Source organism: Vulcanococcus limneticus LL (assembly GCF_943369875.1).
In the GTDB taxonomy this organism is placed as follows: Bacteria; Cyanobacteriota; Cyanobacteriia; order PCC-6307; family Cyanobiaceae; genus Vulcanococcus; species Vulcanococcus limneticus_A.
Map to the genome: position 1 here is coordinate 91,212 of NZ_CALROT020000007.1, position 26,612 is coordinate 117,823.

Consider the following 26,612-nt stretch of genomic DNA (forward strand, 5'->3'; position numbering starts at 1 on the left):
ACTGAAAATTGGGGGGTGCTGCCTGCGGCAGCTGGTTAGGCCCCGAGGAACTCCCGGGGCCGCCGGGATCCTTTAGGCAGGCACCCGCTCCGCCGCCATCTCCGCCTGGACCCGCTCCACCTCGGCCTCCTGGGCCGCCTCGATCACCGCATCAATCTCGCCAGTGCGGGCCAGGAATTCCTCGAGGGCGGGGAGCAGCTCCTCCTCCAGCAGCGCGATCTCCTCCTCCCCGTAGGGGTAATCGATCCAGTAGCGGGGAATCGGCTTGCTCTGGTGGGAGCGCAGGATCCAGAGCAGGGCGCTGTGGCACGACTGCACCAGGGCGACGGGATCCTCTGCGGTGAGCCGATCGAGCGTGGGGGACATGGGCGCAGACGCCATGGGGCGCCGTGACGGGACGCCGAAAGGAACGCCGGGAAGGCAAGGGGCGGCGGACCGCGCAGCGGTATCGCCGCCTCGCGCAGCCCTTGCCCCCGGCGGAGACTGAGGCAGCCCGGCACGGCCTCTCGTGGGGCCCGGCTGAGGCGCCACTTCCACGGCCCGGAGTGCGGTTGACGGCGGGAGGGCCCCGCTCACGCTGGAGCTTCAGCCGGCGGGGGCTTCAGCCGCCCCGGCTGCGGCGGGCTCTTCAGCGAGAACTTCAGGGCAGATCAGATCCGCCGCCTGCCGCGCCGCGCTCAGCACCTGGAACAGCACCCGGGGGGACTCCTTGAGCAGGGCGACCCAGGCCTCCAGATAAGCGGCGTGATTCGCCAGATCGCAGCCGATCTCCAGCCGCTGGCCCATCAGCACGCTTCCCAGCTCGGCGATCAGCTCCTCGCGGGCATAGCGGGGACAGCCCATGCGCCCACCCAGATCCCGCTGCAGCCGGGATTCGTGGCCGGTGGAGTGGATGGCCTCATGGGCCCAGGTGGCATAGAAGGCATCGGCGCCGGAGAAGGCGACGCGATCGGGGAGCTGGATGCGATCGAGCTCCGGCAGATAGAAGGCCTTCTCGCCGCCGTGGCTCACCGGCACGGGCCAAGCCCCCAGGGCAGCTTCTGCGGCGGCGATGCGCTCAGGCTCAGGCCGAGGTGTTGCCCCCTGGGGCCCAGCCCCCTCTGCCGCCTGGCGGGCGGCGATCAGGCCCTCCAGCGCTTCGCCCTCGAGATCGCAGACATTGAAGACCGGCACGGGGCGGTAGCTGACCCAGCTGCGCTGCACGGTTTGCACGACCTCACTGCCCTCCGATTGCTCCTCGCGGGAGTTCAGCTGGGGCCGCAGGATCCGCACCGCCTTGCTGCCCTTGAGGGGGAAGACACCGAGCCTTTTGGCCTCGGCAAAGCCGCACCAGAAGGGCAAGCCAGCCCCCCGCAGGTGCATCCCCAGGGTGAGCAGGATCGGATTGGCACCGCGGTAGCGGTGGCCCGAGAGCAGATTCACGTGGTGACCGCCGCCGCTGCCATCCCAGGGCCGCCGCCAGGGGGTGGTGCCCTGCTCCAGCAGGGCGATCAGATCAGCGACCAGGGCCTCCTCAGGAGACAGACCCTCGCGCCGAGCGGTGCGCTGCGCTGACCTGGGCTGTGGGCGGGACTGGGCAGTTGCCATGGCGGGAAGGGCGCGGGACGTCCGCGTGGTGCCCCGCGCAGGCAACGGGCGGCGACCGCAGCGCGGCATCGCCGCCTTGCGTCAGCCCTTGCCCGCGGGGTGACCATGAGGATTCCCGCGCGCGCTCCCCTGGGGCCTCCAGAGCGCGATCCAGCTCGGAGGGAAGAGGCGCGGGGGGGCGGCTCCAACCAGGAGCATTAGCCTCGTCAGCTGACTAGTCAGAGAGAGTGGTCGTGATGTCGGTCTGGCAGGTGCAGCACGCCAAGGCGCGCGTCAAGGACCTGCTGCTGTCCGGAGAGGCCCGCACCGAGACCTTGGTGCCGCCGCGGGGCCAGGCTCGTCGGCGATCCGTGCTGGCGCTGTAGGCCGAAAGCGTTCCTGCTCGACACCCATGTGGTTTCGGAGCTGGGCAAGCCACGCCCCCATGGCGCCGTGCTCGCCTCGTAACAGAGCACCGATGACGCAGACCTCTATCTGGCCAGTGTGACCCTCGGCGAGATCCAGGCTGGCATTGAGATCACCACACTCTCTTGTCAGCTGAACAACCTGCTGAGACAGAAGAGCTAGCGGGGGGCCAGATCCAACACCGCAGGGTCCACCCACTCGAGCCGAATCCAGACTGCACGGCGCATCAGGTAGAAGCCCATCAGGGGGATCCGCCGGGGGGTGAGGAAGGCCAGCCATCGCCACCCGCCCGCCACGTACCAGGCATCGAAGCTGGGATCGCTCAGCACTTCGCTCTGCGCCTCCAGCCGGGCACCAAGCCCCACCAGATCGGCCACCAGTTCAACCTCTGGATTCTGGTCTTCCTTCATCACTTCGCAGGATTCCCTGAGTCGGCGGACTGCAACAACCCGATCTGCTGGAACAGCTCGGCCTCCTTGGCCTGACCCTCGTCCTTGTCCATGCTCTTCATTCCCCTGGTGAACAGCTCTCTGGCGCCATCGAGCAGCTGCCACTTCCACTGGCTCACCTGGATCGGTCGCACCGAGAGGTGCGCTGCATTGCGCAGTTCAACGGCATGGTCGGCGGCGATCTCCTGGATCGTCATGCGGCCGCTGATCGCCTCCATGGCGACCTTGGCCTTGAACTCGGGTCTGTGGGTGCGGCGCTTGCTCATGGGTGGGAGGCCCCTTTCAAGGGCGATACCCCGCCTCGGAGGGTAACGATGGGCCTGTCCAGAAAAACCAGACCACCTCAGAGCAGGGCCTGATCGATGCGCAGCGGAACGGCCGGATCGGGCCACTGATCACCGGCGATCCCAAGTGGGGGACCTATCAGTGCCGCTGGCGGTCACTGGCCGCAAGAGGATACTCGGGAATGATGGGACCCCAATCTCAGCCCCCTGCCGTGCTCGCCGGCTCAGCCTGGGAGAAGGGATCCGGAGTGGCCCTGGAATCAGGCTCCTCAATAGGCGCTGCAGTTGAACGCTCTTGATTGGTCCCCGGCATGATGTTGAAGGATGGCGAGAATTGAACCAATACGTCGCGGAATTGTTGCAACAGCTGGCCATCACCCTCCAGCCTTGCAGTGCCTGCAGCAATCAACGCGAGCAAGGTGGTAGCGCCAGCCATCACCAACTCCAGATCGCAGCGGTTGATCACAAGCGCGAGGTCAGGGCTCTCGAGTTGGAAGCCCTTGATGTTGGTCAGAGTTGAGTTGTTGAGTTCAATAATGAATTGCTCGCCATTATCAGGTGTCTGTAGGTTCATCGTGAATCGCAGGCCCTCAGCTTTCCTGCTGTCCACCCGAATCGCCAGGAAGTCAAGGAATAGCTCTGTCGACAGCGCTATGACCAAATCAGGATTGACTGGTTGGGCGGCAACTCCACTGGGGAAGCCATTGCGCAGCTCGAAAGCAGCCGCAAGGAAACTGTTGCGCACACTGGGGCTTTCTTTTTGATAACCAATCTGCTCGAAGACATCTGCAAGCAGATCTTTGGCAGATTGGTTGTCAGGCTCGGCGTAGACAAGCTTGTTGAGGATCTCCATCGCTTCACGGTATCTACCTTCCTGGTGCAGTTCCTTGCCTTTTGCCAAGATCTTCTCGGCGCCCCCCATCATCTCGACATACAATGGAGCAGAGTCGGCGGGGGAAAGGGGAATCAATGTTGCGGGATTGGCATCCCAGTACCCCAGGTAGCGATTGATCACGGCCCGGCTGTTGTGCTCCTCCGATCCGTGATAGCTGCGGGCAGCCCATTGTTGCTGCAAGGCTTCAGGGAGCTGATAGACATTGTGAATCTCGTTGATCGTCACGCCCTGATTGGCATGATGCAGCACTTCATTGTGCATGTGAGCATAGACATCACGCTGGACCCTCATCACCTCCTGAATGCGGGCATTACCCCAGCGTGGCCAGCTATGCGAAGCAAACATCACCTCCGCTTCCTGGCCAAACAGATAGAGAGCTTCACTGATCTTCTTGGACCACTCCAAGGCATCGCGGACTAGGGCGCCACGAAGGGTGTAGATGTTGTGGATCGTGCCGCAGATGTTCTCGGCAGCCCAGAAGGCCTTCCAATCCGGGAAATAGGTGTTCATCTCCGCCGGGGCCTCAGTACCTGGGGTGTTCTGAAACACCATCCGGACACCATCGATCACAATCTCTTCCAGGTCCTTTTCGATGATCCGATTGGGCTCGATCAGCCCAACTCTGCCTGAGGCTGCGTTCTTGCCGATCGATTGATCGACGTGGCCAAAGGGGCTGCGCGGCAAAAGGAGTCCATATTGGTAGAAGGCGCGCCGGTTCATGGCATTGCCAGAGTACACATTCTCGGCAACGGCATGTTTCATGAAGCCGACGGGGGCGAGCAGCTGAACTCTGCCGCTTTCGACATCAGCCGGATCCACCACCCCTCGAATGCCGCCAAAGTGATCCACATGGCTATGGGAATAAATCACGGCCACGACCGGCCTCCGGCCAAGGTGTTCATTCACGAGTTCGAGAGCCGCCTGGGACGTTTCCTTGCAGGTGAGCACATCATAGAGAATCCAGCCTGTGTTCCCTTTGATAATGGTCATATTGGCCAGATCAAAGCCCCGCACCTGATAGATCTTGCCAGGAAGAACTTCGTATAAGCCATAAGCCATATTCAAGATGGCCTGGCGCTGCAGAGAGGGGTGAACCGTATCAAATACACTATCGAAGCCTTTCAGCAGAAAGTCATAGCTGCCCATGTCCCACGCCACATGACCGTCCTCGGCCATGATCTGCATGTAGGAAGGAGAAGCGATAAAACCTTGCTTGGATTCTTCGAAATCGCGCTCGTCTTCGAATGGCAGTTGCTGGCGAAACAGATTTTGTTGATCAATGGTAAACCTGGATGCCGGCTTGCCTTTGGCGTCAAAGTGCTGATGATAAAATGATGACGATGCTGCGTGATTCATTTCTTCCATGAACGTGAGTGGAATGAGTTATGCCAAGCCTAGCCAGTCCGGCCCAGCTCTGCCGCGGCCATGGCCAGCGCCATTTGTCCAGGGCTGATAGCTGTTTTGAAGGCAATCTCATGATCTGTCTTCTGGGAAACGATGACGTCGGAATCCCTGGCATAATCATCAATTCAGCCCTATCGTAATTGACCGGTCTTGTCGCGGCTGGAATATCCGTGACTGATCGGAATCGGGTGATTGATCACATTGCGTCTTGCGCTCTTGATGCAGGGACGGCGGATCAAACCGTCTGGGCCGGATCCCGATGCTGGTCTGCCGGTGTAAGGATCCGGAATTCTCGCCGCCATGCTGATGGTTCTACTGCCACGTCTACGCTGGTTGCTGACTGGATTGGTAGCCATCGGGCACATGTCCATCCTGGCCAAGGCAGACGCCGCTTCGGCTGGATCTGCAGCTCAGCCAGGATTCAATATGAGCGCGGTGACACTGGCGGAAGCCTTGACCCAGGGGGCTGGCCAGAGCGCTCCTTCTGTCACGGCCAACAAAGAAACGACCACCGTTCTTGACTCACAACCCGTTCTTGAGCAGGAGGCACGGGAAGGAAATCGTGAAGCCTTGGCGAAGGAGGCTCAGAACCCCATTGCCAATCTGATCAGCTTCCCGATTCAGTGGAACGCGACTCCTGCCAGTCAGTGGGCTCCGCGGTCGATTGATCCATCTGCGGAAGCCAACCGGACTCTCAACGTCTGGAACGTTCAGCCTGTCGTTCCATTCAACCTGAACAAGGATTTTCTTCTGATCAGCCGCACCATTATTCCGGTCATTCAAAGACCCTTAACAGGTAATACTGACATCATCGGCATTGGAGACATCAATCCCAGCTTGTTTCTTGTACCACGCACCAACAGCCGCCTCCAGCTTGGACTCGGCCCTACGCTGGTGATACCCTCAGCAACAGATGTGCAGCTGAGCAGTCAACGCTGGAGTGCCGGCCCAGCAGCGGTGGCCGTTTATACATCAGGTCCGCTTGTAGCCGGCATGCTGGCTAACAATATCTGGTCGTTCGCTGGCGAAGGAGGTCGCAAGATCAACTCCATGCTCATCCAGCCTTTCATCAACTACAACCTTGCCAATGGCTGGTATCTCGCCAGTTCCCCCATCATCACCTCTGACTGGACTGCCCATGAAGGCAGAGGCTGGACGGTGCCGATTGGCGGTGGATTCGGAAGGATCTTCCGTCTCGGTAGCCAGCCCTTCAATGCTTCCTTTCAGGCATTCTGGAATGTGACGCGACCAGAGGTGGTCGGCGACAGGCTTCTCGGACCTGTCACCCTTCGCCTGCAGATTCAGGCTTTGTTCCCAACCGGCGGGTAGCATCCCGCCGAGAATTTAGGATCTCTCAACTCCAGCATGTCTACGACACTGATCCAACTGAGGACGTAGTTCCTATGGCCATCTTGACGTTGATACTGCTCACCGGCGTACTGCTGCTGGTGGTGGCCATCGGTATAGGGGCTCGCCCGGGGTGGGCGTTGCTGCTGCAGCGCAGGCCTTGGCTTGCGCTGCGCGCCATGGGTTCGATGTATGTGGGTATGCCTGCTTTCGTGTTGCTCCTGGTGTGGATACTGCCTCTGCAAAGACCAGTCAGTGCCGTGCTTCTGAGCCTCGCGATTTCGCCAGTTCTTCCTCCCTGGGGCCGAAAAGCTGCTGTGGTCGGTGGCCGCAACAACGACATCATCGGTCTGCAGCTCCTGTCCTCCGGAATTGCCCTGCTGGTGATCCCGCTGATGCTCTTGCTTGTCGAGCACGTTTTCAGTATCCAGACCACTCTCGATCCGCTGGCCGTGGAGCTCGTGCTGCTCGTCACGGTGGCGGCGCCTCTGGCTCTCGGCATGGGCACCGCACGTTGGGCACCGCAAGCTGCGCCACGGCTGGCTGCTCTTGCTGACCGGGTAGGGGGCATACTCCTGCTGCTTGGCGGTCTGCTGCTGATAGTGCTGCGTGGCCCCACAATTCTTGGCGTGATCGGACAGGGCACGCTGGGCGCCATCACTGCTGTGGTGATCGCCGGCCTGCTGATTGGACATGCGCTGGGCGGACCGGATCCCCGCACGCGAGGAGTTCTGGCATCGGCCACGATCTACCGTCACCCAGCCATCGCTTTGGTTCTGGCCTCGGGTTCGGGAATGCAACCTGAGGACGGCGTGATTGGCACGGTTCTGCTCTACATGCTGGTCTCCCTGTTGGTCTCGATACCGTACGAGCGCTGGCGGCGAAGGGTGATCGGAGCCTGATGAATAAAGCTGCGCGTTAAGTAGGCCTAGGCGACCATGAGGATTCCCGCGCGCGCTCTCTCTTGTGCTCGCGAGAGCCCGTCAGGACTGCGGCGGCCGGCGGCGGGTGGCCCCGGCGCCACCCAGCCGCGCCAGGGCGGCTGTGATCGCCGTCTCGAAGCTGGTGTCAAGCCGCTGCAGCAGCTCCAGCCAGGCGGGCTCAAGGGCCAGCTGGAGGGCGTGCAAGGCGCAGAGGCCGATCCCAGCTCCATGGAGCAGGAACCGGGGGAGAGACACGCCCGCGAGGGCACCGAGCAGCCGCTGCTCGCGCCGCCAGCCGTCGGGAGGGCTGATGCGGACTGGGCGGTGACGGAACAACCGGTGCCGGCACCATCGGCTTCCCAGCGCGGCAGTCGGTTCCTGTCGGAGTCGCCAAGCCCGGCGCCGTTGAGGTTGGCGGTGTAGCCAGCCGCCGGCGACGGGCCGGCCGGCATCACTCTCTCGCTTGAGCCTGTCCTTGGCGCCGATGGTGTTGCAGCGGGCGACCAGGCCGAGGGAACGCTGGGGCCTGGGGGTCGGTGCTGTCGCCGTAGCTGGCGCGAATCCGGTTGTCGTCGTCGTGGCTGTTCCCATGGAGGGCAAGCCGCTATGAGGCGCGGATCAGACCCAGTTCTCACTCAGCAATCCATCCACCCTCTCGAACTCCCGGAGGTTGTTGCTCACCAGGGTGAGACCCTCACTGCGGCAATGGGCGGCGATGTGCAGATCATTGACTCCAATCGGGGTGCCACGGCGTTCAAGGGCTGCACGAATCTGTCCGTAGTGCTGTGCAGCCTTGGCGCCGTAAGCCAGGACTTCCAGGCGGCTGGAAAAGTTCTCCACAACGGCCAGGGAGCGCTCGGGATTGGTGCTCTTTTCAGTGCCGTGCAAGAGCTCGGCGAGGGTGATGGAGGAGATGGCCAAATGGCTGGCGTGGCTGTTGAAGCGCTCCAGCAGGACCAGAGGCCGTTGCTTGATGACGTAGATGCAGATATTGGTATCGAGCAGATAGCGCAACATCAGCCGACTCAGAACGGCTCGCGTTCGTTCTGTTGCTGGGAGGCGCGCTCCTCCAGAAAGTCAGCAGGAACCGTGGGACCATCGATGAAAAAACTGTCCCAGCTGCGGTTGCTGGGCGAAATGATCCGCTCCTGACCGCAGGCGCGGACTTCCACTTCCTTGACAGAGTCTGGAAGGCGCAGATGGGCCGGGATACGGACAGCCTGACTGCGATTGCTGAGGAACAGCCTGGTGACGGCTCGCATCAGACCCGGGAGCTGGATATCCATGCAGTCTATCCCTGGTTGATGGTTGCTCGCTGCGCGAGCCTTGGGGCTGCTCGCTGAGGGCAAAAAGAGAGCCCCGGCCACAGCCGAGGACCAGGGGCCCGAGGGCTGGGACCAGGGCCCAGAGCCTCAGAAGGGCAGCTCACTCTCAGGGAACGAGCTCCCCACCGCGGGATTGAGGAGCTGCCGATCGACAAGGAGATCAGCGCACAGCCGCTCCAGCCGCCCCAGTGGAGCCGGGCGGTGGGCGGAGGCCTCCTCGCACAGCAGCTCCAGGGTGCGGGAGCTGAGGGACCTGAAGGAGCGGATGCGGGATGCGGTAGCCATGGCAGGCGTAGCGGAGACCCCGAAGCAGGCCGGGGTGGGGTCAAGGGGCAGCCCCCTCTGACATGCGGAGCGCAGCGCAGCCAACGCACCAGTCCGGCTGACTTGCGCAGCCCTTGAGGCCACCCCGGACCATGAGGAGGGCTGCGCGAAGCCGATCCACAGGGAGCCGGTGGAGCAGGGGCCCAGGCCACTGGAGGTCCCGGCGCGCATACGCAGGAACCACGATGCTCCAGCCCAGTTTCCCGAGGTGGGCGAATCGGTGGAACCCAAGCGCTGCCTCAAAGCCGCAGGAAACGTCTCCTGAATGGGAGGCCGCAGCCTCCCGGCTGCGCCTCAGAGCACCGACACCGTGGTGCCAAAACGCCCCTGCAGCCTGCGGGCCAGGGCATGGGCCCGCTCAGCGGGGATCAGGCGCAGCTTCTTGACCGGCTTGCCGCGGCGCCCGAGCGGCGTGGTGAGGCGCTCGTGGCCATAGGCCTTGATGCCATCGGGATAGACGTGCAGCACAAGGGTGCGGATCTCGCAGCAGGGCGCGGAGGGGAGAGCCATGGACGGGACGGCGTGGAACACCCCGACCGAGGCCCGCTGCGGTGGCGGCGGCAAGGACCGCGCCAGCGGCCCGGCCTTATCCTTGCCGCCGCCGGCGCAGTGGGCACGCTGGGAGGGGCCATGCCGTTTCCATGGCACTCGTCTCCGAGCTGCGCAGGATCCGCCCCGTTGGGCATGGATCCCGTCTGACAGCCAGGCCGGGTCACCCTGGCTAGGCCTGCTGGAATTGAGCGGGCACAAGTCCGCCGGAGAGCGCCAGTAGCCTTGGCTTGTTCGATTTCGAACCTCCATGCTGATTGGAGCTGAACTGGTCGCCAAGGTGCTCGAGCTGGGCGATACCCCCAAGGCCGACATCGTCCGGACCTGCGGGTACGTGAGCACCACCAAGAAGGGCAGTGAGCGGCTGAACTACACCGACTTCTATCTCGCCCTGCTCGCCGCCAAGGGCATCCCCCTCACCGATGGCGATGAGAACGAGGTGCGGGAGCTGAGCTACACCACCAAGGTGCAGGCCAGCGGTTCGGTCACGGTGGGTCGGGCCTACACGTCCCAGATCCAGCTCAAGCCTGGCGATGGGCTGCAGATCAAGGTGGGTGACGGTGATCTGCAGCTGGTGCCGATCACTGCCGCCAGCGCCCCTGTGGCGGAGGGCGACACCACGGTGGCGCCTGCCGAGCCTGTGGCGGTGAGCGAGCCTGTCGCCGCCTGAGTCGCCGGCTCAAAAGTGAGTGTCAGGGGCCGCTGCAGCGGCCCTTTTTTTATGGCCTCAGAAGGCCGTCAGGCCTGCCGGCCACTGCGCTCGGCGGAGCAGGAGCAACCGCAGTCGCAGGTGCCGCCGCTGGCGCAGGAACAGGTGCTGGAGCAGCCACAGCCGCAGGGGCAGGCGGCGGGCTGGGTGAGGGGGGTGGAACAGGTGCAAGCCATCGTGATTCTCCTCGTTGGGGATGGTCCGGGGATCGCGAGCGGGGCCTCAGCCCCGTCCACAACCCAACCATGCACTCTCCCCTCGAGTGGAGAGTCAAGGGGGCAATGGGCGGTGAACCGCCCCAGTGGACGATGGCTGTGCTCCCCTGGCGTGACACCTGAGCCTTGAGCCGCTTATCAGGGGAGCTGGAGACCCTCTGTCTCGGGCTGCGGCAAGCGGGTGGGGCGCTCCAGACGCTCGGCAAGCCACACCTTGATGATCGACTGACGCGTCACCCCCAGGCGGCTGGCTTCCCGGTCCAGCTGTTCCACCATCCAGAGCGGAAAGTCGACATTGACGCGCTTCTGCTCGAGGCGATGGCGACGGGCCTGAGCGAGATCAAGGGCATCGACAACCGATTCCCCATCATCAAAGCGACGATCAAATTCAGAGCTGTTCATAGAGGTCCACCTCTTCTGGACGGGAGCGCCTGACAGAAATCAGACGCACGGTCTGCTGGCGGTAGGTGATAACGGCGGACCAGTGGTTGTCCTGGATCCTGCCAATGACCAGAAACCGGGGTTCGCCTGAGGTTCTGGCCGGGATCTCCAGCAGAGCTGGATCCCGCCAGAGGGCCTGGGCGGCAAGGAAATCGATGCCGTGCTTGGCCCGGTTGCTTGCACTCTTGGCGGGATCGAACTCGAACCACATACGGTGTTCAATCTATACCGTTTTCATACCGCTGATCCAGGCTGGTGCTGCCCGGAGGCTTCGCCCTCCCCCAGAAACGCCTCGATCCACTCCCGGTGCCGAGCGGTGGTGATCAGTCCGGCCAGGGACGGCTGGGCATCGGGCACCTGAAACGCAGTGCGGAAGCCCCTGGCAAAGGCCTCCCGCCGGGGAGCAGGCAGGGCCTTGATGCGCTCCTGCAGCGCCTGGATCACGGCCGGATCGAGGGGCGCCGCTGTCTCCGCCTGTGGGGGAGTGGGCCGGGCCGTGGCGGGGCGTGCCACCCCAGCGGCACTCACACCGCGCGGCGGGGTGGGTGCCGCAGCGGCAGCTACTGGGGCCGCACTCACCTGCCGCTGGCGCTTGTCGTACAGCGCCAGGCCGAACGGGTTCCCGAAGGTCATCAGGGCCCGCTTCATGGCGTCGGTTTCGGCCTCCTTGAGGGCGGATTCATGGGCCTGGCCCAGGTCGCTGTCGATGCCGTGGCCAGCGCCGGAGCCCTCGCGGATCACCGGGCCCTGGCCGATGCAGCGCACCGTGATGCGCACCTGGGCGGTGTAGGTGACGCCCCAGCCAGGTTTCTGATCCCGGCCGATCGACCGCTCCCGCTCGCTGACGCAGTGCTGGGCGATCGTCTGACGCTGCCAGCCGTCGAAGCCAAAGATCCGGTTGGCCTCGGCGATCACCTGCCAGCCCTCGAGGTAGCTGACGGAACTGCGGCCCTGCTCCCGCTGGCGCACGTTGGCGCGATCGAGGGGAGCCGATAGGGCAGTGATCTGATCGACGGAGAAGCCAGCGGCTGGCGGCGCAGCAGCTGGTGGAGCTGGAGGCTCGGGAGCAGCAACCGGAGCCCCCAGCACCGGGGTGGCCTTGGCTTCCTGCTGAAGGGTGTCGCGCAGCAGCTGGAGCGTGGATGGCGGCCGGCTGTTGGGGCCAGCCCGGCGCACCGGAGCAGCACTGGTGTGGCCGGCATGGCCGGCGGTGGTGATGACAGTCATGGCGATCGGTGAGAGACGTGCTTTGGCTCGATGGATCAGCAGAGCGATGGATCAGCAGAAGGGGTGCAACGCAGACCGGGACTCCTGACCAAATCCCCGGCCTGCACCTGCAACACCCCATCGCAAGGGGGCCCTGCCCCCCTCAGTGGATGGACCAGTGGCGGCGTTTGATCAGCCGGGCGCCGGGCACCGCGGTGGCGGCGACGGTGTGGGCAAGCTGTGCGGCATCCGCTCTGGCGAGGCCACGGGTGGCGGCGGCGATGGCGGCGCGGATGCGGGCCTTGATCGAGACCTTGTCCGGCGTGCGGCTGGTGTGGAGGGCCACCAGTTCGGCGGGCAGGGCGTCGGGGTCGTCGATCTCCACCACATCGCTGCTGCGGCTGGTCAGGCGGTGATCGATCAGGCGGTGCGTGGTGGCGGCGGGATCGAGGCGGCTCAGCAGCTGGATCAGGGTGGATTCGAGTGCATCGGCGCGGCTGTCCTCGCCTTTGGCGAGGGCGGCGTAGCGCTTGGCCTGGCCATGGTGGTAACCGGCCTCGGCGCGCAGGCGGCCGATCACCCAGCAGGTGGCATCGGCCTTGCGGGTGAAGGCCTCGCGCTTGTCCTGCTCGCTGGCGAGGGATTCCTCCAGATCGGCGATAGCGCGGGACCGTTCGGCCTCGTCGTCGGTGTCGAGGCGTTCGGCGAGGCGGGCGATCCAGTGGGTTTCGGCCTGGAGTTCGGTGCCCAGCTCCCAGAGGCTTGGCAGAGGCGCAGCAACTTGAGCCGTGGCGGCAGGAGCGCTGATGGGAATGGCGACGGACATGACAAAGCGGATGTGCGTGAGACGTGCTTGAACCAAGCCCCGGCAATGCAGCAGAACCCAGCCGCAAAGGGGGCGTAGCCCCCCCTCAGGCGGGGATGGTGAGCAGCTCGATCGGCAGGGAGGAGCGGGCCTGCAGGCTGCGGGTGAGCTGCGCCAGGGAGGCGGTGCCTGGCCCGCCCGGGAAGGCAATCACCTGCAGGGCAGCGCCGGCGGGAAGCAGCGCGAGCTGGGTGATGGCCTGGTGGAGCATCTGGCGGTTGCGGATCGGACCAGCGGCGCGGCCGTGCTGCTGCCAGAGGGCGGGGCAGGCGATCACAGGCCAGCCGAGCTGATCGGCTGCGGCAGCAATGACGCGATCGGCACCGGGGGCGGCGCCATGGAACAAGGCCTGAACGGCGCGACCAGCGGTGGCCGCCAGGAGATGGGCGGCGATGCGACTGGGGCTCCAGGTGAGCGTGCGGCCACCAGCGGCGACGATCACCACCTGCCGGCAGCCGGGATGATCACGACTGAGCCCAGTGGAGAGAACAGACGATGAGACAGGCGGCACCAAAGCGGCGGCCTGAGCAATGAATTGCATGGGAGAGAATGCAATGCAAAAGGATCTGACTCAAGGGGCCCGGGCCACCCGGCGCCATCCCTTGAGCACCTCTTCATTGTATCAGTACGGGCGTACTAGCTGCAGACGTAGCGGCGAGCCTGGGGCTGCCTCCAGCATTCTTTATGGGCCTGAATGGGCCACCAGTGCGCACAGGATTCTGGGGCATACACGGGCAGCCCAGCGGTAACCAGAAGCAGAGAATGCAGCCACGACTCATGCCCTCAAGACTCCCAGATAGCCCACCAGCACATGGCCACCGCAGCCGCGGGAGTGCGCTGAGCGACCACCACCAAAGCCACCATTCCCGGCGGCGGCAAGGACTCCAGATGCACACGAGCGCCAGGGCCGGTGACCGCGTAGCGGCCTCACCGGCTCGCGCAGCCCTGGCGCCGTGTGACATCCTCACCCGCTGCCGCCGGGGGCAATCAGACACTGTCGGCTGATCCGACTGCACCTGAAAGCAACTCAGGGGACGGACAGCAACAGCAAGACCACTGACTCCGACCGCGTCAGAACCACGGCTTCTTCTCATGGCTCATGAGCTACCTGATGACGCCTGACAGCGATGGGCCAGGCGGTCAACTCAGGACTTGCAGCTGGAGTAATTGGGTCGCCTGATTGAGGTGACGGTCAAAGCAGGCAAAGGTGAAAGGCTGCTCAATGCTGCTCCGCAGCTGATGGGCGGCGGCAAGCTGGACACTGTCATACCCACGCAGGGCAAAGGCATCGGCCAAGCGGCCGGCGGCTTCCACCACCGGCTGCGAGAGGACGCCGCCTCAGGCCACCAGGTGCCGGTCGCTCACCAGCGCACCGGTGCAGCCCACGGGCAACAGGCTGGAGCGACCAGCTCGATACCAGGCCTCCACCAGTGCCTGGCTGGAGCGGGGCGAGAGCTCACCGGCCAGGATCCAGAGCTCGTCGTGGAGCACCTGGGTCTGGTCCGGCGTGCCCACATACCAGGGGGTCTGCGGATCCACTGACAGCTCCTCGTGGAGCAGCAGCAATCCCTCCAGAACACAGCCCGCGAGCTCGGGTGTCATCGCAACGGAAGAATCACCATCCACGCACAGCACGGGGACCGGCATCAAGGGCGCGCTGCCGCGTCTGCCTGGCGGCAGGGGTCAGCCGCAGATCGAGCCTTTCGGTGCGGCGCTGGGATCCGGCCATGGCGACCTCTGACCTGCCCAGGCCGCCCTGGACGCCGGACATTGTCCTGACAACGACTTGGTCCGCGGGCGCCGTCTCACGGCAGCAGTCTGTTGTGGCCAACCCCAGAACGAGGCGTTGAACCGGGTCGCCAGCAGCAGCTCATGCCACTCGCTGGTTGTTCCCACCGATCGGCGCGATGAGGCTCAATCGCGCCCTGGCATGGGTCCGTGAGCGCTGCGGGAACGTTGCCTCACCGCCTGGCTGCTGGTCCTGCCCTCGGCCGCCGTGTTGCTGGCGGGACCGGGTGAGTCGATCGATGACCTGATTGCCCGCGTAGACCGGGCGATGTAGCGCGCCAAGCAGGGCGGCCGCAACCAGGTGATTCCGATTGAGGGGGCTTGATCCTGGAGCCCAGCAGGCGCTGGCCTGGGGCTGAACCGTCTGGCCCCAGGCACACAAGACTGGCGTGCCCCGATGCCCTCAGGGCGAGGGCATCGGGTCCTCAGGGGATTGGGAGGTGCTGGGTTGCTCCGGCAGGTAGTCGTCGAGAAAGGTGCCGCGGGGCAACGCCATGGGCGTCACGAAGCGGAAGCCGCAGAAGCAGTTCCTGATCGTGTCGTCGCACCACTCGAGCTGGGCCAGGGCTTTGAGCGTGGAGCCTGTGGCGGGATCCTTGATCGTGAGGCCGCAGTTGCTGTCGACCAGCTCGTCGGCCTGGCCGTCCACCACCACGCAGCAGCCGTTGTGGGTCAGGTCCCAGAGGTTGCCATGCAGAACCGTGTCGCCATTGGGGGGACTGATCTCCACGCGGATGGCGCCGGAGGGGAAGGGCATCACGGTTCGCTGCTCGTGGCGCAGCGTCCGTGCCGCCCGCGTCGTGGGCTGTGGGGCAGCAGCGCGTTTCCCGTCAGCCATCCATCCGGTGGTGGGGTGCTGACCTGAGCCTAGGAGCCCCCACGAGGCAGGTAACGGTGCAGAAAGCTGCTGCGGATCGGCGCTGAACCCCTGCGCAGCCTGAGGCCCAGGTAGAGGTCGTGGCCTTCGATCTTGGTCCACATCAGCTCCATGCGGAAGCGGTCCGTGATCTCCGTCACCGGATCGTGCAGCCGCAGGCTCAGTGCAGCGTCGCGCTGCAGCTGGGGCTGGCGACCGCGGATCGCCACGCAGATGCCCGACTCACTCACATCCCAGAGCACCACCCGCCAGAGGCCGCCCTGGAGGTCGGTGAGCTCGCCCGCCGGCGGATTCACCATCACGGTGCCGCGGGGCTTGCGCTGGATGCGGCCCGAGGCGCCCACCCTGGCCGTGGTCTGCCGGGCCGGGACACCCCAGCCGATCAGGCCTGCGAGCCAGCGGCCCAGGGCCCCGATGGCGTCGCCGATCCGCCCGATCCAATCCACCCGTGTCTCGCCGATGCCCGGAGGGTTGTCGAAGCTGCGGGCCCAGTCAAGCCCGGGCAGGCCAGCCGCGCGACGGGTTCTGCGCCGCGGCGTGTCAACGCCAGCCGGAACGTCCGCCCCGGTCAGCGGAGCCTGCCGTCAGCGCTGCACCGGATCAGCCCCGAGCGCCATTACTGGGGCGCAGTGCACGGTCTGCGCCCCCGACCCTGCCGGTGTCGTCCTGTCCCCTCGATGTCCCCAGCCTCCATGCCCTCCCTGTCCGACCGGCTGGCTCGCGGCCTGATCGCCCGCGCCGATCGGGCGATGTACCGGGCCAAGCAGGACGGACGCAACCAGGTGATTCCGATTGAGGGGAAGTAGAGCCCCGATGGAATCCATCCACTGCCTACCCCAGACAGGGCAGGCCAGCCCGGCCTTGAACCGGCGCCCATCCATCCTTGCCGCGCCGGCATCAGTCGGTCTCCGGCATAGTCAGCAGTCCTCGCTCTGCCACGTGTGGCCCGGTTGGAAGCGCATCTGGCTGGCCTGCCAGGCGATGCGGTCCTGCGCGCCGGCCTCCAACGCCTGGCCGTGGAACTTGGCGGCACGTTGAGCTGGCTGGATCAGCGCAACGCCACGCTGGTCCTGAACCATGGCCCCAGCGGCCTGAGTGTGCAGGTGTTGCTGGAGCTCGGCAACCCAGGCGAGGTGGGGGTTCTGGTGAGCAGCCGTGAGGGCATGGGCCGTGGGGCACCGCTCAGCCGGCAGGCCCTGGATCAGGTGCTGGCGGGGCTGATGCGCCTGGACGATCAGGCTGTGGTCCGCTTTCGATCGGACCGCGATGGCCCCGTGCGTCAGGCCATGGCGACCCACTGAAATGAAGCAGGCGCAAGGAACATGCCGCCTTTGTCGTAAACCTTTTTGCCCAACACTTTGTGACGCCGGTGTTTGCATCGGGGCTCGCGCTTCTGCATGGTGAAGGGAGATCAACACACCCCACGGACTGAATGCCGCAACGATCCGCAGCCCCGGCCCTGCGAAGGGCTCTGCAGCACACCATCGCCTGGGTGCTGGATCAGCCCGTTGCTCCACCCCTGGTCGGCCAGTGCTGCGATCGCCTGCGGCCCGCGCCTGTGCTGCGGGAGCTGGAGCAGGCCCTGCAGCGCTGCGGTAACGGCCTGGTCTCCCTGGTGGACTGGCGCTGGAACAGCCAGCTGGGTTGCGCCGAGGGCTTCCTCTGGCAGGAGCAGGAAGTGCAGCGCTTCCTCTGGTGGCAGGCCACCGACCGCCTGGAACTGCACAGCCAGCTGCGTTGCACGCCGGCCAACACCCTGAGGCGTCTGGCCTGACACAGGCTGCGGGGATTCACCAGTGCTGGCAGATCAAGTTGAAACCGTCAGCCCTCTGTTTGGCGTTGGGCGCAACAAGAAAGGCATCACCACGCCTGACCAGTTCGTCTGGCCTCGCCAAGACCTACGCCCCGACGCCACCGCTTACGGGGTCCCAGACGCGATCGCCACGACCTGATTGCGGCCCTGCTTCTTGGCCGCATACATGGCGACATCAGCCCTGGCGATCAGCTCGTCCAGCGATTCACCGGGGCAGGCCAGGGCCACCCCCACGCTCAGGCTGAGGTGCACATCGCCGGCGGGCGTCGGCACCGGATCGTGGGCCAGCTGCCGCAGCTTCTCGGCGATGCTCACGGCATCGTCCAGGCCCTGCACCCCCGGCAACACCACCATCAACTCATCACCGCCGATGCGCGCGGCCAGATCAGAAGCCCGCAGGCAGGAGCGGATCCGATCTGCCATGGCCTGCAGCACCGCATCGCCGGCCTGGTGGCCATAGCGGTCGTTCACCTCCTTGAAGTGATCGAGGTCGCAGAAGAGCACCGCCTGTTCACCACCCTGGCGCTGGTCTGCGGCCAGGAGCCGTTCCATCTGCGTGAACACCTCCTCGCGGTTCAGCAGGGCGGTGAGGCTGTCGGTGGCGGCCCGCCGCTGCAGCGCCTGCTCCAGAGCGATCCGCTCACTCACATCGCGCCAGGTGATACTCAGCTCCTCGCCCACCTTCACGGCGCGGATGTCAAGGTGGCGCAGCCCGCCCTGCTGGGGATGGTGGAAGGGGAAGCTGTCGAGCACCAGCGGCTGGCCGCTGCTCAGCACCTCCAGACAGCGATCAACCAGGCCATCGCTGACAGGCTCCGACCAGAACCGCCGCAGCCCAGCTCCCACCAACACCTCCAATGCCATGTGGTTGTCAGCGGCGGCGGCGGGGTTAGCCCGCAGGATGCACAGATCCACGATCGCGCCGGCGTCATCGCGCACCGGGCCCAGCATCAGGTGGGGGTCCAGCAGGGCATCGAGGGTGGTGCTCAGCCGTTGCTGTTCGGCCTGCAGACGCTCCCGGGTCTGCACCAGCTCCGTCACGTCGTAGTTGACGCCGAGCATGCGCAGGGGCTTCCCCTCGCTGTCGTAGGTGGTGTGGGAGACGGCCTGGACGTGGTGCACGGAGCCGTCGGGCCAGATCACCCGGAAGCGTGGGGCGTACTCCCGCTCGCCCCGCAGGGCCGCCTGGATCTCCCCCTCCGCGTAGGCCCGGTCCTCCGGATGCACCGCATCGGCCCAGGCCTCGTAGGCGCCACCGAAGTCGCTGGGATCGCGGCCGTAGAGCCGGTACATCACCGGATCCCAGCTGAGCACGTTCGCCGGCACGTCCCAGTCCCAGATGCCCACCACCCCGGCGGCGGCAGCGGCCTGGAGGTACTCCGTCTGCTCCACCACATCGGTGATGTCGTCGAGCTCCAGCAGCACATGCCCCACGGCACCGCTGGCATCGCGGAGGTTGCTGAGTTGCAGATCACCCCAGCCCCTCAGGAAGCCGGCCCGCTGCAGCCGCACCCGCACCCCGTAACCATCCAACTCGCCACGCACCAGGGACTCCAGCGCGGCCTGGTCCATCGGGGTGACGACGTCTGGATCCTCCGCCGACACCTGGTCCAGGGCACCGAGAACCTGCGGCAGGCTGCGGCCCACCAGCTCCGTCGGGGAGAGGTCCAGCTCCGCGCAGAGTTCCGGATTGGCCTGCAGGATCACCCCCGTGCCAGGCGCGCACAACGCCAGGCCGACGCTGCAGTGCTCGAGGGTGCGGTCCAGCATCTCCTCGGAGCGGACCAGGGCGTCCTGGGCCGCCATCTGGGCGGTGATGTCGACGCCCTGGGCGATGAAGAACTCCAGGCGCCCGTCCGGGGCACGGGCACACGACACGCTCAGGTCCACCCAGATGGTGCTGCCATCACCGCGCCGAAACCGCTTCCTGAGTCGGTAGCTGTCGCGCCGGTTCGCCAACAGCTCCTCCACCAGTGGCTGCTCCTGGGCGAGGTCGTCCGGCTCGGTGATCTCGGGCCAGAGGAGCTGCCCCAGGGTCTCCGCATCGCGGCCGAGCATCGTGGAGAAGGCCGCATTCACGCGGAACATCCGGCCGCTGGCATCCGCCAGGAGCACCCCGGCGGCAGCATTGTCGAGCGTGAGATTGAGCATCTGCTCACTGCGGCGCCGCAGGGCCGCTTCCCGGCAGCGCAGGGCCGACAGCCTCACCGCCGCAGCGGCCACGCCGCTGAGCGCCAGCAGGCGGGCGACGTAATCAATCGAAGAGAAGAAATGCCAGTAGAGCCCCGACACGATCGCCAGCCCATAGGCCTGAACGATCAGGGGGACCATCTGGCGCGGCGAAGCGAAGCTCGCCGAGAGCACCACCACCAGGAAGTAGTAGGGCAGTAGCGGGACATCGCGCGGAGATGCCAGATCGAGCAGGAACAGCCCGACCATCGCCAGATGCAGGATCAGCATCTGGTGCCGGTTCTCGGCACCCCCTGGGGATGGCGGCGACCGGCGCTGGGTCATAGCACCCCCTGAAGCCACCCCATCCTGAGCAATTCCGGCCGATCGGGCCATTGGCCAGGGGGCAGGTGGCCGGTCCTCACCCCCGAGGCAGCGGCTCCAGCGCATCCAGCAGCGCCTGCAGCTCGGCCTGCGGATTCCGCAGCAGCAGCTGCAGCACCTCATCCCCCGGGGCGGCCGCCTGGCGTAGCTGGGCTCCGGTGAGACCCGACAGATGCGCTGCCACCTGCAGCAGCGCCGCAGGTAACTGGTCGTCGGCGACAGCCACAGCCAGGTTGCTGGCCCAGTCCAGCCCCGCGCGGCAGGCGGGATCGGCGATCGGCAACGCAAGCAGCGGATCGCGGCACTCGGGCGCATGGATGAACAGGCGCAGAACCCGCCGCTCTGCCCGTTGCCGGGCCGTGGTCGCCGGTGGCAGAGGCAGAGCCCCGAACGGCAAAGCCGCTGGCGGCTGCCCTCCCGCAAGGCCCCGCTGCTCCAGACAACCCGCACTCTGGGCCAGAGCGTGCTCCAGCCGCTGCTGCGCCGTGCGGCGGAGCACCCCATCGGGCAGGGTCTGCAGGAACGCCAGCCCCTCACGCTCGATCTTCTGCAGCAGCTCCAGAGGGAGGCCACCACTGGCGATCTGCGGCCCGTTGAGGGGCTGCAGCAACCGCCCCAGCCGCCACTCCAGCCAGTGCTCCGCTGTCGCGATCAGGCCCTGCAGTGCGGCGGGTCCCTGACTGCGCAACATCCCATCGGCGTCCTGCCCCTCGGGCATCGACAGCACCGCAGCGGTGAGCTCTCCGCTGAGCAGCTGGGGCTGCAACTGCTCGATCAGCCGCGCCGTGGCGGCTCTGCCGGCGCCATCCCCGTCAAAGGCGATCAGCAGCTGCCTCACCCCATGGCGGCGCAGGAGCTGCAGCTGCAGCGGCGACACGCTCGTGCCCAGACAGGCCACCGCCTGCTGAAACCCGGCCTGGTGCAGCTGGATCACATCCAGCGGCCCCTCCACCAGCAGAGCGACACCCTCGCGCCGGATCGTCTCCGCAGCCCGATCCAGGCCAAAGACCACTCCATTGCGCTGGAACAGCAGATCCGCCGCGCTGTTGCGGTACTTGGGCTGCTGGGCGCCGATGGCCCGGCCGCAGAAGCCCACGCATTGCCCGGCTGGATCGTTGAGGGGAATCACCAGGCGACCGGCGGCAACACCCAGCTGCCAGCGCCGGGCGGTCTCCGGGCTCAGGCCGCGGGCCTGCAGATAGTCAGCCCCCGGACCGCCGGAAACGAGTTGCTGCTCCAGGCGGCGGTGGAACTCCAGCCGCTGGCGCTGGCGTTGGGCAGACAGCCGTGACCGCTGGCGTCGCTCCTGCTCCAGCCGCGCCGCCGCCTCCGGATCCTCCGCAGCCGGGCTTAGGCCACAGCGCTGCGCCAGCTCCAGCACCGCCTCCTGAAACGACAGGCCCTGGCGGTCCTGCAGCCAGCCGATCGCATCGGTGCCCCGGCCGCAGACAAAGCAGTGCACCCGGTTCCGGGCCGGACTGACGGTGAGCGAGGGGCGGCGATCGTCGTGCCAGGGGCAGCGGGCCAGGAACTCACGGCCCGCTTTGCGCAATTCGGCAAGGTTGAACAGATCCACGATCTGAACCCGCTCGCGCACGGCCTCCAGCAACGCCGGTTTCACAAGGGCCGTGGGACGGACACCGGCGCTGCTCACAGGCACTCCACGCCGGGATACAGGTCGCAGCCGGTAAACAGCCGCCGCGCCTCATCGGCCTCCAGATAGCAGTGGCCCCGGTCCAGCCGGATCGTCGTGCGGCTGCAGTCGTCCTCACCGCTCATCTGGCCGTGGCGGAACTTGCCGTGGTGCACCTCCAGAACGCCCGGCCTCGGCTTGCTGAACTCCTCCGCCCTGGGGCGATCGATCAGCCACACCGCCGAGGCATAGCGCTCCAGCTCCGAGGTCCCCGCCAGGTGCGAGACATCGGGGCCCGCGGTGTTGCCGTAGGCGCCGCGGTTCAGCTGCGCCACCACGAACACATCCAGCTCACAGCGGCCGGCCAGGGCCTTGATCGCCGTCGCCCGCGCCGCCAGCTCGGCGGTGGTGTTGCTGCCGTAGCCGGGCGTGGGCCCCATGGCGTGGAAGTGATCGAGCACCACCGCTGCCAGTTCGGGGTGGGCGCTCTTGCAGTCCTCCACCAGGGCCGCCAGCTGCTCCACCGTGGCAGCGAACTGCGACTGGTAGAGCACCCGCCCCATCCGCTCACCGCCCGGGGCGATGCCCTCCGAGAACCGGGCCGAGAGCTGCTGCAGCTGCTCCAGATCCCGCCCCTCGATCACCGCACCACGGCCCTCCAGGTCGTTGCTGCTGAACCGAGGACTGAAGGCCCCGGTGGCGCGGCGGCAGTAGTGCGCCAGCAGCCGGGCGCCGATGGCGCGGCGGCTTAGCTCGCAGGAGAGCACCAGCACAGACGCCCCATTGATCGCCATGCCCATCGCCGCCGCGATGGCGACAGTCGTCTTGCCCACACCGGAGCGGGCCGCCAGCACCCAGGTGCTCTCACCCGTCCCGGGCAGGATCCCGCCGCGCATGTCGATGTCCAGCGACGGAATCCCCGTGGAGATCGGCCTAGGGCGCTGCTCGGCCGGCAGCGACGCCAGGGCGAGGCACTCGCGGGCGGCGTCGGCGGGGCTGCAGATCTGCAGGCTCTGGCGCATCCGGCCGGCGGTAATCGCGGTGGCCTCATTGAGCAGCTCGCGGCAGCTCTCCAGTTCGCCATCGATCCCGCCATCCACCTGCTCGCGCGCCAGCAGACGCCTGAGGCCGGGGTAGAAAAGCGCCCGTGCCTTGGCGCTCTGGAACAACTGGCAGGCCAGGCTGAACTCCAGCTCCGGGTGGGGCCCGCCATCGGCGCCCCAGGCGATCAGCTCCGCCAGTGCCGTCTCGATCTGCTGCAGTGAGCCGCGGAAGCGGCCGTCGAGGGCCCGCTGCTGCAGGTCTTCCCGCAGAGCCTGGGCATTGAGCACGGCGATGTCGCGCTGGCCGCGGAACAGGGCATCGATCTCCAGCGCCAGGGCCCGCAGGCCGGGTTCACTCCAGAGGGAACCCGGCACCGGCTCGTCAAAGCGCAGGCCGATGGAGCGGCGGAAGCGGCCCCATCGTTCGCGCTGATCGCCGGGTCCGACCAGCACGGCGGCGAGCAGGGTCTTCTCCTGCTCCACCAGGGCGCCATCCGGCGCCGGAGCTGGGAGCGCTGCGGCCACCAGGCCGGCGGCGGTTTCCAGCAGACGGCCCTCACTGATGAAGCGCTCCAGCAGGGCGGGATCAAAGCCGCCTGGAACCATGGCGGGGGTGCCTGTGGTCTGCCCTGCTGCAGGGCTGGAGGGAGTGATCAATGCAGGAGTAATGGGTAGAGCGGGCGGGTGATCCGGGGTCAGTAGGTCTGAACGGGCCTGCTGAACTGCTCCGCCGCCGCTCCCGCCAAACCCACGCCGGCGGCCTCCAGGAGCTCCGCGAGCCGGCGCTTCTCACTGCGCTCGAGCTTGCTGGCCTCGATGCCCGTGCCACGCCAGTGGTTGCCGGCCCAATAGAGCAGGCGCTGCGCCCTTTCCAGATCGCTCTGCCCAGGCCCCGCAGCGGAACCCTGGCCGCTATCTGCTGCACCTCCGCCAGCAACGGGACCCCGGGCCCCACCCCAGCAGAAGACATGCCAGAACTCCACGCCGAGGCCTGCGGCCTGCCGGTCCGCGCTGAAGAGAGCCGCTGCGCAGTCAGCACCGCTGCGGCCCTGGGGGTAGGTGCGGCGCCAGAACTCCGGCATGCCTGCAAGGGACTGAGCCAACACCGCCCAGAACGTCTCCGCATCACCGGCATGGGCGATGGCACGGCGCAGACGGGCGCTCAGGGCACTACCTCGCGGGCTGTAGGCGGGCCAGCTGGACGGCCGCTGGCGGTTGTAGAGCTGCGCGAACTGGTCGATCAGGCTCGGCTCCGCCTCGCTGACAGCCACCGCGAAGGATCGTTCTGGAGTCTTTGCAGCGGGAGAGGAAGCAGGGTCAGTTCCCGGATCGTTGGCCACCACACCGCTGCACCCGCCGGGGTTCTGCAGCCGAATCCACGTGCCCTGGGGGCCGCTGCTGTAGGTCAACCAGCCCAGGGCCTGCAGGTCCCTGAGGTCGGTGCGCAACAGTCGCGGCTGCAGGTGCCAGGCCGCCGCCAGGTCCCGCAGACCCAGCTGCACCGTCTGGTTCCCATGGGCGCGGCACTGCAGATGGCCGTAGAGCTGGGCCACCCGCATCGCCCGGCTGGGACTGGACGAGCCGCGGCGGCTCTGCTCCAGCTGCTGCAACGCCACGTGGGTCTGGTGGATGGCCTCCGTGCGGACGGCGTAGAAGCGCATGCAGACCAGGAGAACCTGCTCCTGTCGAGACGCGGGAGGCTACCGGCACTCTCGCAAACTCCAGTGCCAACGGGTCGTCTCGGCACCAATCCAGCCCACCGATCCGGCTGTTCTGTTGGTTTGGCTGTTCTGATCTCTTTAGAGATTTAGATGGGGGGCAGCCCAGGCCCCAGCGGTGAGTCAGGGCCGACCCCACCGGTGCGTCACCGCAGACCTCAGCGGCTGAGCTCCCAAGGCCCAAGGGGCGAAGCACTGGATGCCCCACGCGGCTGATCGGGAGACCACGGACACGGGGCACGGGGAGCCTCACGGCCGTGGTGCTGCGCCGTTCCATCGCCAATGGCTCGGGGTTCCCCGTGCTGCCATCACGCCCATGGCTCGCCCGCTCCAATAGCAGCCCCGGTCCGATGACGCAACCGTGAAATCGCGGGGAATGCTCCTGGCGGCCGCCACCGCGCTGGCCCGATCCCACGCCGCCACTGCATGCCCCTGACCCACGCCACCCCAGCCGCCTCGGTCTGCGCCTGGCTGAGCGCCAGCAACCGCCACACCCCCCTCGCCGAGCGCACCGTGCTCGAACTCTCGCGACGCATCCAGCGCTGGCAGCACCATCCCGAGGGCCCCGCCAAGGCGCCGGCCGCCGTGCGGCGCAGTGCCCTGCGCGCCCGCGACCGACTGGTGAGCCACAACCTGCGCCTGGTCTCCCACACCTGGGGCCGCCATCGCCACAGCCTGCCCGCCAGCGATGAGGCCACCGCCGATGCCCTGCAGGAAGGCGCCCTGAATCTGCTCCGTGCCGCCGAGAAGTACGACCCCGCCCGCGGCTACCGCTTTTCCACCTACGCCACCTTCTGGGTGCGGCGCGGCTTTGCCGAAATCGAGCAGCGCGGCAAGCGTGCGATCCGCTTCCCCGCTGAGAAGGCCGCCCTGGTGCTCAAGGTGCAGCGCCTCAGTCAGAGCCATGAGGCCGCTACTGGCAGGCCGCCGTCGCTGGCCTGGCTTGCGGCTCAGTGCCACCGCCACGGCAAGACCATGAGCGCCAAGGGCCTGGCCGCCTTGCTTCAGCAGTGGCAGCTCACCCGCACCGGCTCGCTGGAGGCGTTCAGCGCCGATGGTGAGGACAGCCACTCCAGCAAGCGCACCCAGCGGCTGGAGCAGGCCTCGCTACGACTGGCGGAAGAGGCCCATGAGGAGGACGATCCCCAGCTGACTGTGTTGCCGCAGCTGCTGGAGGGTCTTGATCCCCAGGAGCTGGAGGTGATCCGCGGCCTGTACCTGCGGGAGCCAGCGCTGAGCAAGGCCCAGCTGCGCCGCTCCCTCGGGTTGACGGCTGAGGCTCTGAATTCGGTGGAGGAGCGGGCCCTGGCCCGGATGCGCGCCACAGCCCACGCGCTGCTGAAAACCGCCGGGCACTGAAAGCCCGAATCCCGCGCCCCCTGGACATAACGCCAGGGGGCCCTGGAGGTAGCTGACGGAACGTCCTGGAGGTAGAGCAGCGCCGCAAGATCCCCGGGGCTTGGCTGTTGTTACAAGACCTATCAACAGCCTGGCCTGTAGTTCGGCTCTGGACACGCTGCGGAGATGGGCCTGCCGGTCGTGGCGGTTGGGGCCGCTCCATTCATCCCCTGACTCCGGCCTTGGATCCCGCGGCCCTGCGCGCCTCGACGCGGCACCTGCTGACTGACATCGCCACGGCCGCCGAGGGCTGGACCGTGGCGATCTGCAGCGAGGATCTGCTGCTCAAGACCTCCACCGCTCTGGTCCTCGACTGCTGCAGCCTGGTGGCCGGCAGTGTCGGCGAATTGCTGACGCGACTGCAGCCCGATCAAGGGCCCCTGCTGGTGATCTGCAGCGATGGCTGCGCCGATGGCGGCGCCGATGAGCTGATCGGCCAGCTGCGCAGCGCCCTGGGACCAGAGCGCTGCCGCTTTCTCGTCGTTCTCCCCGACACCATCGCCACCGCGCGTCTGCAGGAGATCTGGAGCAGCGGCGCCGATGCCCTCTGCTGCCTGCAGGCCTGCGGCCGAGGGCAGATGCTCCATGCCCTGCTGATGGTGCTCCGGGGCCAGAGCTGCCTGGATCCGGCATTCCGCCAGCGGCTGCAGCAGCCCCTGGCCCTGCAGGGCGCCGATGGCCAGGAGCTGGAGCTGAGCCGCCGTGAGCGGCAGCTGATCGTCGCCGTGGCCCGCGGCCACAACAGCCGCGAGATCGCCTCCCTGCAGCAGCTCCGTGACGACACTGTGCGCCGTTACCTCAGCAACCTCTACCGCAAGGTGGGAGTGCGGGACCAACGCGGTCTGATCGTCTGGAGCCTGG

The 26,612-nt window shown here is 66.6% G+C and carries 30 protein-coding genes and 1 pseudogene; 8 read left to right on the forward strand and 23 right to left on the reverse strand.

The genetic code is table 11. From position 1 onward, the window contains the following. Positions 1–72: 72 nt before the first annotated feature. Together ACLV7J_RS09460 and ACLV7J_RS09465 are read right to left on the reverse strand one after the other, a co-directional pair. Positions 73–366, reverse strand: a complete 294-nt coding sequence (locus ACLV7J_RS09460) for a hypothetical protein (RefSeq protein ID WP_411868855.1) — start codon at positions 364–366, stop codon at positions 73–75. Between the two features lie 219 nt (positions 367–585). Then, complete coding sequence (locus tag ACLV7J_RS09465; protein WP_411868856.1) at positions 586–1,587, reverse strand: ArdC family protein; 1,002 nt, start codon at positions 1,585–1,587, stop codon at positions 586–588. A gap of 236 nt (positions 1,588–1,823) precedes the next feature. Here ACLV7J_RS09465 and ACLV7J_RS09470 point away from each other — a divergent pair, with 236 nt between their 5' ends. Continuing rightward, positions 1,824–1,952 carry a hypothetical protein gene (locus tag ACLV7J_RS09470; protein ID WP_411868857.1) on the forward strand — a complete coding sequence of 43 codons (129 nt, stop codon included), beginning with the start codon at positions 1,824–1,826 and terminating at the stop codon, positions 1,950–1,952. 198 nt (positions 1,953–2,150) lie between these two features. On the opposite strand, the gene ACLV7J_RS09475 is transcribed toward ACLV7J_RS09470, so the two are convergent. From ACLV7J_RS09475 to ACLV7J_RS09485, 3 genes are all read right to left on the reverse strand, one after another. Next, positions 2,151–2,402 (reverse strand): hypothetical protein, encoded by a 252-nt coding sequence (locus tag ACLV7J_RS09475; RefSeq protein ID WP_411868858.1) that lies wholly within the window; start codon positions 2,400–2,402, stop codon positions 2,151–2,153. Beyond that, positions 2,402–2,707, reverse strand: coding sequence for a transposase (locus ACLV7J_RS09480; RefSeq protein ID WP_411868859.1), 306 nt, complete (start codon positions 2,705–2,707; stop codon positions 2,402–2,404). Before ACLV7J_RS09480 ends, ACLV7J_RS09475 begins: the two co-directional genes overlap by 1 nt. Before the next feature lie 217 nt (positions 2,708–2,924). Beyond that, on the reverse strand, positions 2,925–4,985 hold the full coding sequence (locus tag ACLV7J_RS09485; protein WP_411868860.1) for an alkyl/aryl-sulfatase: 2,061 nt from the start codon (positions 4,983–4,985) through the stop codon (positions 2,925–2,927). Between the two features lie 339 nt (positions 4,986–5,324). Between ACLV7J_RS09485 and ACLV7J_RS09490 the strand changes: the two genes are divergently transcribed. Both ACLV7J_RS09490 and ACLV7J_RS09495 read left to right on the forward strand, forming a co-directional pair. Next, positions 5,325–6,353, forward strand: coding sequence for a neuromedin U (locus tag ACLV7J_RS09490; RefSeq protein ID WP_411868861.1), 1,029 nt, complete (start codon positions 5,325–5,327; stop codon positions 6,351–6,353). 74 nt (positions 6,354–6,427) lie between these two features. After that, positions 6,428–7,273 carry a hypothetical protein gene (locus ACLV7J_RS09495; protein ID WP_411868862.1) on the forward strand — a complete coding sequence of 282 codons (846 nt, stop codon included), beginning with the start codon at positions 6,428–6,430 and terminating at the stop codon, positions 7,271–7,273. Between the two features lie 81 nt (positions 7,274–7,354). Here the strand turns inward: ACLV7J_RS09495 and ACLV7J_RS09500 are convergent, their stop codons facing one another. The 5 genes from ACLV7J_RS09500 to ACLV7J_RS09520 form a co-directional block, all read right to left on the reverse strand. After that, positions 7,355–7,498 (reverse strand): hypothetical protein, encoded by a 144-nt coding sequence (locus ACLV7J_RS09500; RefSeq protein WP_411868863.1) that lies wholly within the window; start codon positions 7,496–7,498, stop codon positions 7,355–7,357. 414 nt (positions 7,499–7,912) lie between these two features. Continuing rightward, a complete protein-coding gene (gene vapC, locus ACLV7J_RS09505; RefSeq protein ID WP_411868864.1) occupies positions 7,913–8,311 on the reverse strand; it encodes a type II toxin-antitoxin system tRNA(fMet)-specific endonuclease VapC in 399 nt (132 codons plus the stop codon). A gap of 8 nt (positions 8,312–8,319) precedes the next feature. Continuing rightward, on the reverse strand, positions 8,320–8,580 hold the full coding sequence (gene vapB / locus ACLV7J_RS09510) for a type II toxin-antitoxin system VapB family antitoxin (RefSeq protein ID WP_411868865.1): 261 nt from the start codon (positions 8,578–8,580) through the stop codon (positions 8,320–8,322). Between the two features lie 126 nt (positions 8,581–8,706). Then, positions 8,707–8,904, reverse strand: a complete 198-nt coding sequence (locus ACLV7J_RS09515; RefSeq protein WP_411868866.1) for a hypothetical protein — start codon at positions 8,902–8,904, stop codon at positions 8,707–8,709. Positions 8,905–9,237: 333 nt separating this feature from the next. After that, positions 9,238–9,453: a hypothetical protein gene (locus ACLV7J_RS09520; RefSeq protein ID WP_411868867.1), complete on the reverse strand. Its 216-nt coding sequence runs from the start codon at positions 9,451–9,453 to the stop codon at positions 9,238–9,240. A 289-nt stretch (positions 9,454–9,742) separates the two neighbouring features. Here ACLV7J_RS09520 and ACLV7J_RS09525 point away from each other — a divergent pair, with 289 nt between their 5' ends. Then, positions 9,743–10,162, forward strand: a complete 420-nt coding sequence (locus tag ACLV7J_RS09525; RefSeq protein WP_411868868.1) for an AbrB-like transcriptional regulator — start codon at positions 9,743–9,745, stop codon at positions 10,160–10,162. A gap of 392 nt (positions 10,163–10,554) precedes the next feature. Here ACLV7J_RS09525 and brnA read toward each other — a convergent pair whose 3' ends face one another. The 9 genes from brnA to ACLV7J_RS09570 form a co-directional block, all read right to left on the reverse strand. After that, the gene (gene brnA / locus ACLV7J_RS09530; protein ID WP_411868869.1) at positions 10,555–10,818 is read right to left on the reverse strand and encodes a type II toxin-antitoxin system BrnA family antitoxin; all 264 of its coding nucleotides are present in this window, start codon (positions 10,816–10,818) and stop codon (positions 10,555–10,557) included. Further along, positions 10,805–11,068 carry a BrnT family toxin gene (locus ACLV7J_RS09535; protein ID WP_411868870.1) on the reverse strand — a complete coding sequence of 88 codons (264 nt, stop codon included), beginning with the start codon at positions 11,066–11,068 and terminating at the stop codon, positions 10,805–10,807. Before ACLV7J_RS09535 ends, brnA begins: the two co-directional genes overlap by 14 nt. A 23-nt stretch (positions 11,069–11,091) precedes the next feature. Continuing rightward, positions 11,092–12,084, reverse strand: a complete 993-nt coding sequence (locus ACLV7J_RS09540; protein ID WP_411868871.1) for an RAD52 family DNA repair protein — start codon at positions 12,082–12,084, stop codon at positions 11,092–11,094. A gap of 142 nt (positions 12,085–12,226) precedes the next feature. Beyond that, entirely contained in the window at positions 12,227–12,889 is a 663-nt protein-coding gene (locus tag ACLV7J_RS09545) for a siphovirus Gp157 family protein (protein ID WP_411868872.1), read from the reverse strand. Between the two features lie 85 nt (positions 12,890–12,974). Then, positions 12,975–13,373 (reverse strand): SLOG family protein, encoded by a 399-nt coding sequence (locus ACLV7J_RS09550; protein WP_411868873.1) that lies wholly within the window; start codon positions 13,371–13,373, stop codon positions 12,975–12,977. A 695-nt stretch (positions 13,374–14,068) separates the two neighbouring features. Beyond that, positions 14,069–14,245, reverse strand: a complete 177-nt coding sequence (locus ACLV7J_RS09555; protein WP_411868874.1) for a hypothetical protein — start codon at positions 14,243–14,245, stop codon at positions 14,069–14,071. 21 nt (positions 14,246–14,266) lie between these two features. Then, complete coding sequence (locus ACLV7J_RS09560; RefSeq protein ID WP_411868875.1) at positions 14,267–14,530, reverse strand: hypothetical protein; 264 nt, start codon at positions 14,528–14,530, stop codon at positions 14,267–14,269. Positions 14,531–15,119: 589 nt separating this feature from the next. Then, positions 15,120–15,473, reverse strand: a complete 354-nt coding sequence (locus tag ACLV7J_RS09565) for a hypothetical protein (RefSeq protein ID WP_411868876.1) — start codon at positions 15,471–15,473, stop codon at positions 15,120–15,122. 110 nt (positions 15,474–15,583) lie between these two features. Next, on the reverse strand, positions 15,584–16,039 hold the full coding sequence (locus ACLV7J_RS09570; protein WP_411868877.1) for a PilZ domain-containing protein: 456 nt from the start codon (positions 16,037–16,039) through the stop codon (positions 15,584–15,586). 495 nt (positions 16,040–16,534) lie between these two features. Between ACLV7J_RS09570 and ACLV7J_RS09575 the strand changes: the two genes are divergently transcribed. Next, a complete protein-coding gene (locus ACLV7J_RS09575; RefSeq protein WP_411868878.1) occupies positions 16,535–16,894 on the forward strand; it encodes a hypothetical protein in 360 nt (119 codons plus the stop codon). A 131-nt stretch (positions 16,895–17,025) separates the two neighbouring features. After that, positions 17,026–17,367 carry a hypothetical protein gene (locus ACLV7J_RS09580; protein WP_411868879.1) on the forward strand — a complete coding sequence of 114 codons (342 nt, stop codon included), beginning with the start codon at positions 17,026–17,028 and terminating at the stop codon, positions 17,365–17,367. 144 nt (positions 17,368–17,511) lie between these two features. On the opposite strand, the gene ACLV7J_RS09585 is transcribed toward ACLV7J_RS09580, so the two are convergent. The 4 genes from ACLV7J_RS09585 to ACLV7J_RS09600 all read right to left on the reverse strand — a co-directional run bounded on the left by ACLV7J_RS09585 (position 17,512) and on the right by ACLV7J_RS09600 (position 24,296). Beyond that, the gene (locus ACLV7J_RS09585; RefSeq protein WP_411868880.1) at positions 17,512–19,866 is read right to left on the reverse strand and encodes a diguanylate cyclase; all 2,355 of its coding nucleotides are present in this window, start codon (positions 19,864–19,866) and stop codon (positions 17,512–17,514) included. A 130-nt stretch (positions 19,867–19,996) separates the two neighbouring features. After that, positions 19,997–21,613 (reverse strand): DNA primase, encoded by a 1,617-nt coding sequence (locus ACLV7J_RS09590; protein WP_411868881.1) that lies wholly within the window; start codon positions 21,611–21,613, stop codon positions 19,997–19,999. After that, the gene (locus ACLV7J_RS09595; RefSeq protein WP_411868882.1) at positions 21,610–23,241 is read right to left on the reverse strand and encodes a DnaB-like helicase C-terminal domain-containing protein; all 1,632 of its coding nucleotides are present in this window, start codon (positions 23,239–23,241) and stop codon (positions 21,610–21,612) included. Before ACLV7J_RS09595 ends, ACLV7J_RS09590 begins: the two co-directional genes overlap by 4 nt. A gap of 89 nt (positions 23,242–23,330) precedes the next feature. Next, complete coding sequence (locus ACLV7J_RS09600; RefSeq protein ID WP_411868883.1) at positions 23,331–24,296, reverse strand: hypothetical protein; 966 nt, start codon at positions 24,294–24,296, stop codon at positions 23,331–23,333. Positions 24,297–24,779: 483 nt separating this feature from the next. On the opposite strand from ACLV7J_RS09600, the gene ACLV7J_RS09605 reads away from it, so the two are divergent. Together ACLV7J_RS09605 and ACLV7J_RS09610 are read left to right on the forward strand one after the other, a co-directional pair. Further along, positions 24,780–25,712: a sigma-70 family RNA polymerase sigma factor gene (locus ACLV7J_RS09605; protein WP_411868884.1), complete on the forward strand. Its 933-nt coding sequence runs from the start codon at positions 24,780–24,782 to the stop codon at positions 25,710–25,712. Positions 25,713–26,347: 635 nt separating this feature from the next. After that, a pseudogene (locus tag ACLV7J_RS09610) lies at positions 26,348–26,593 on the forward strand (LuxR C-terminal-related transcriptional regulator); the annotation flags it as partial. Positions 26,594–26,612: the final 19 nt, after the last annotated feature.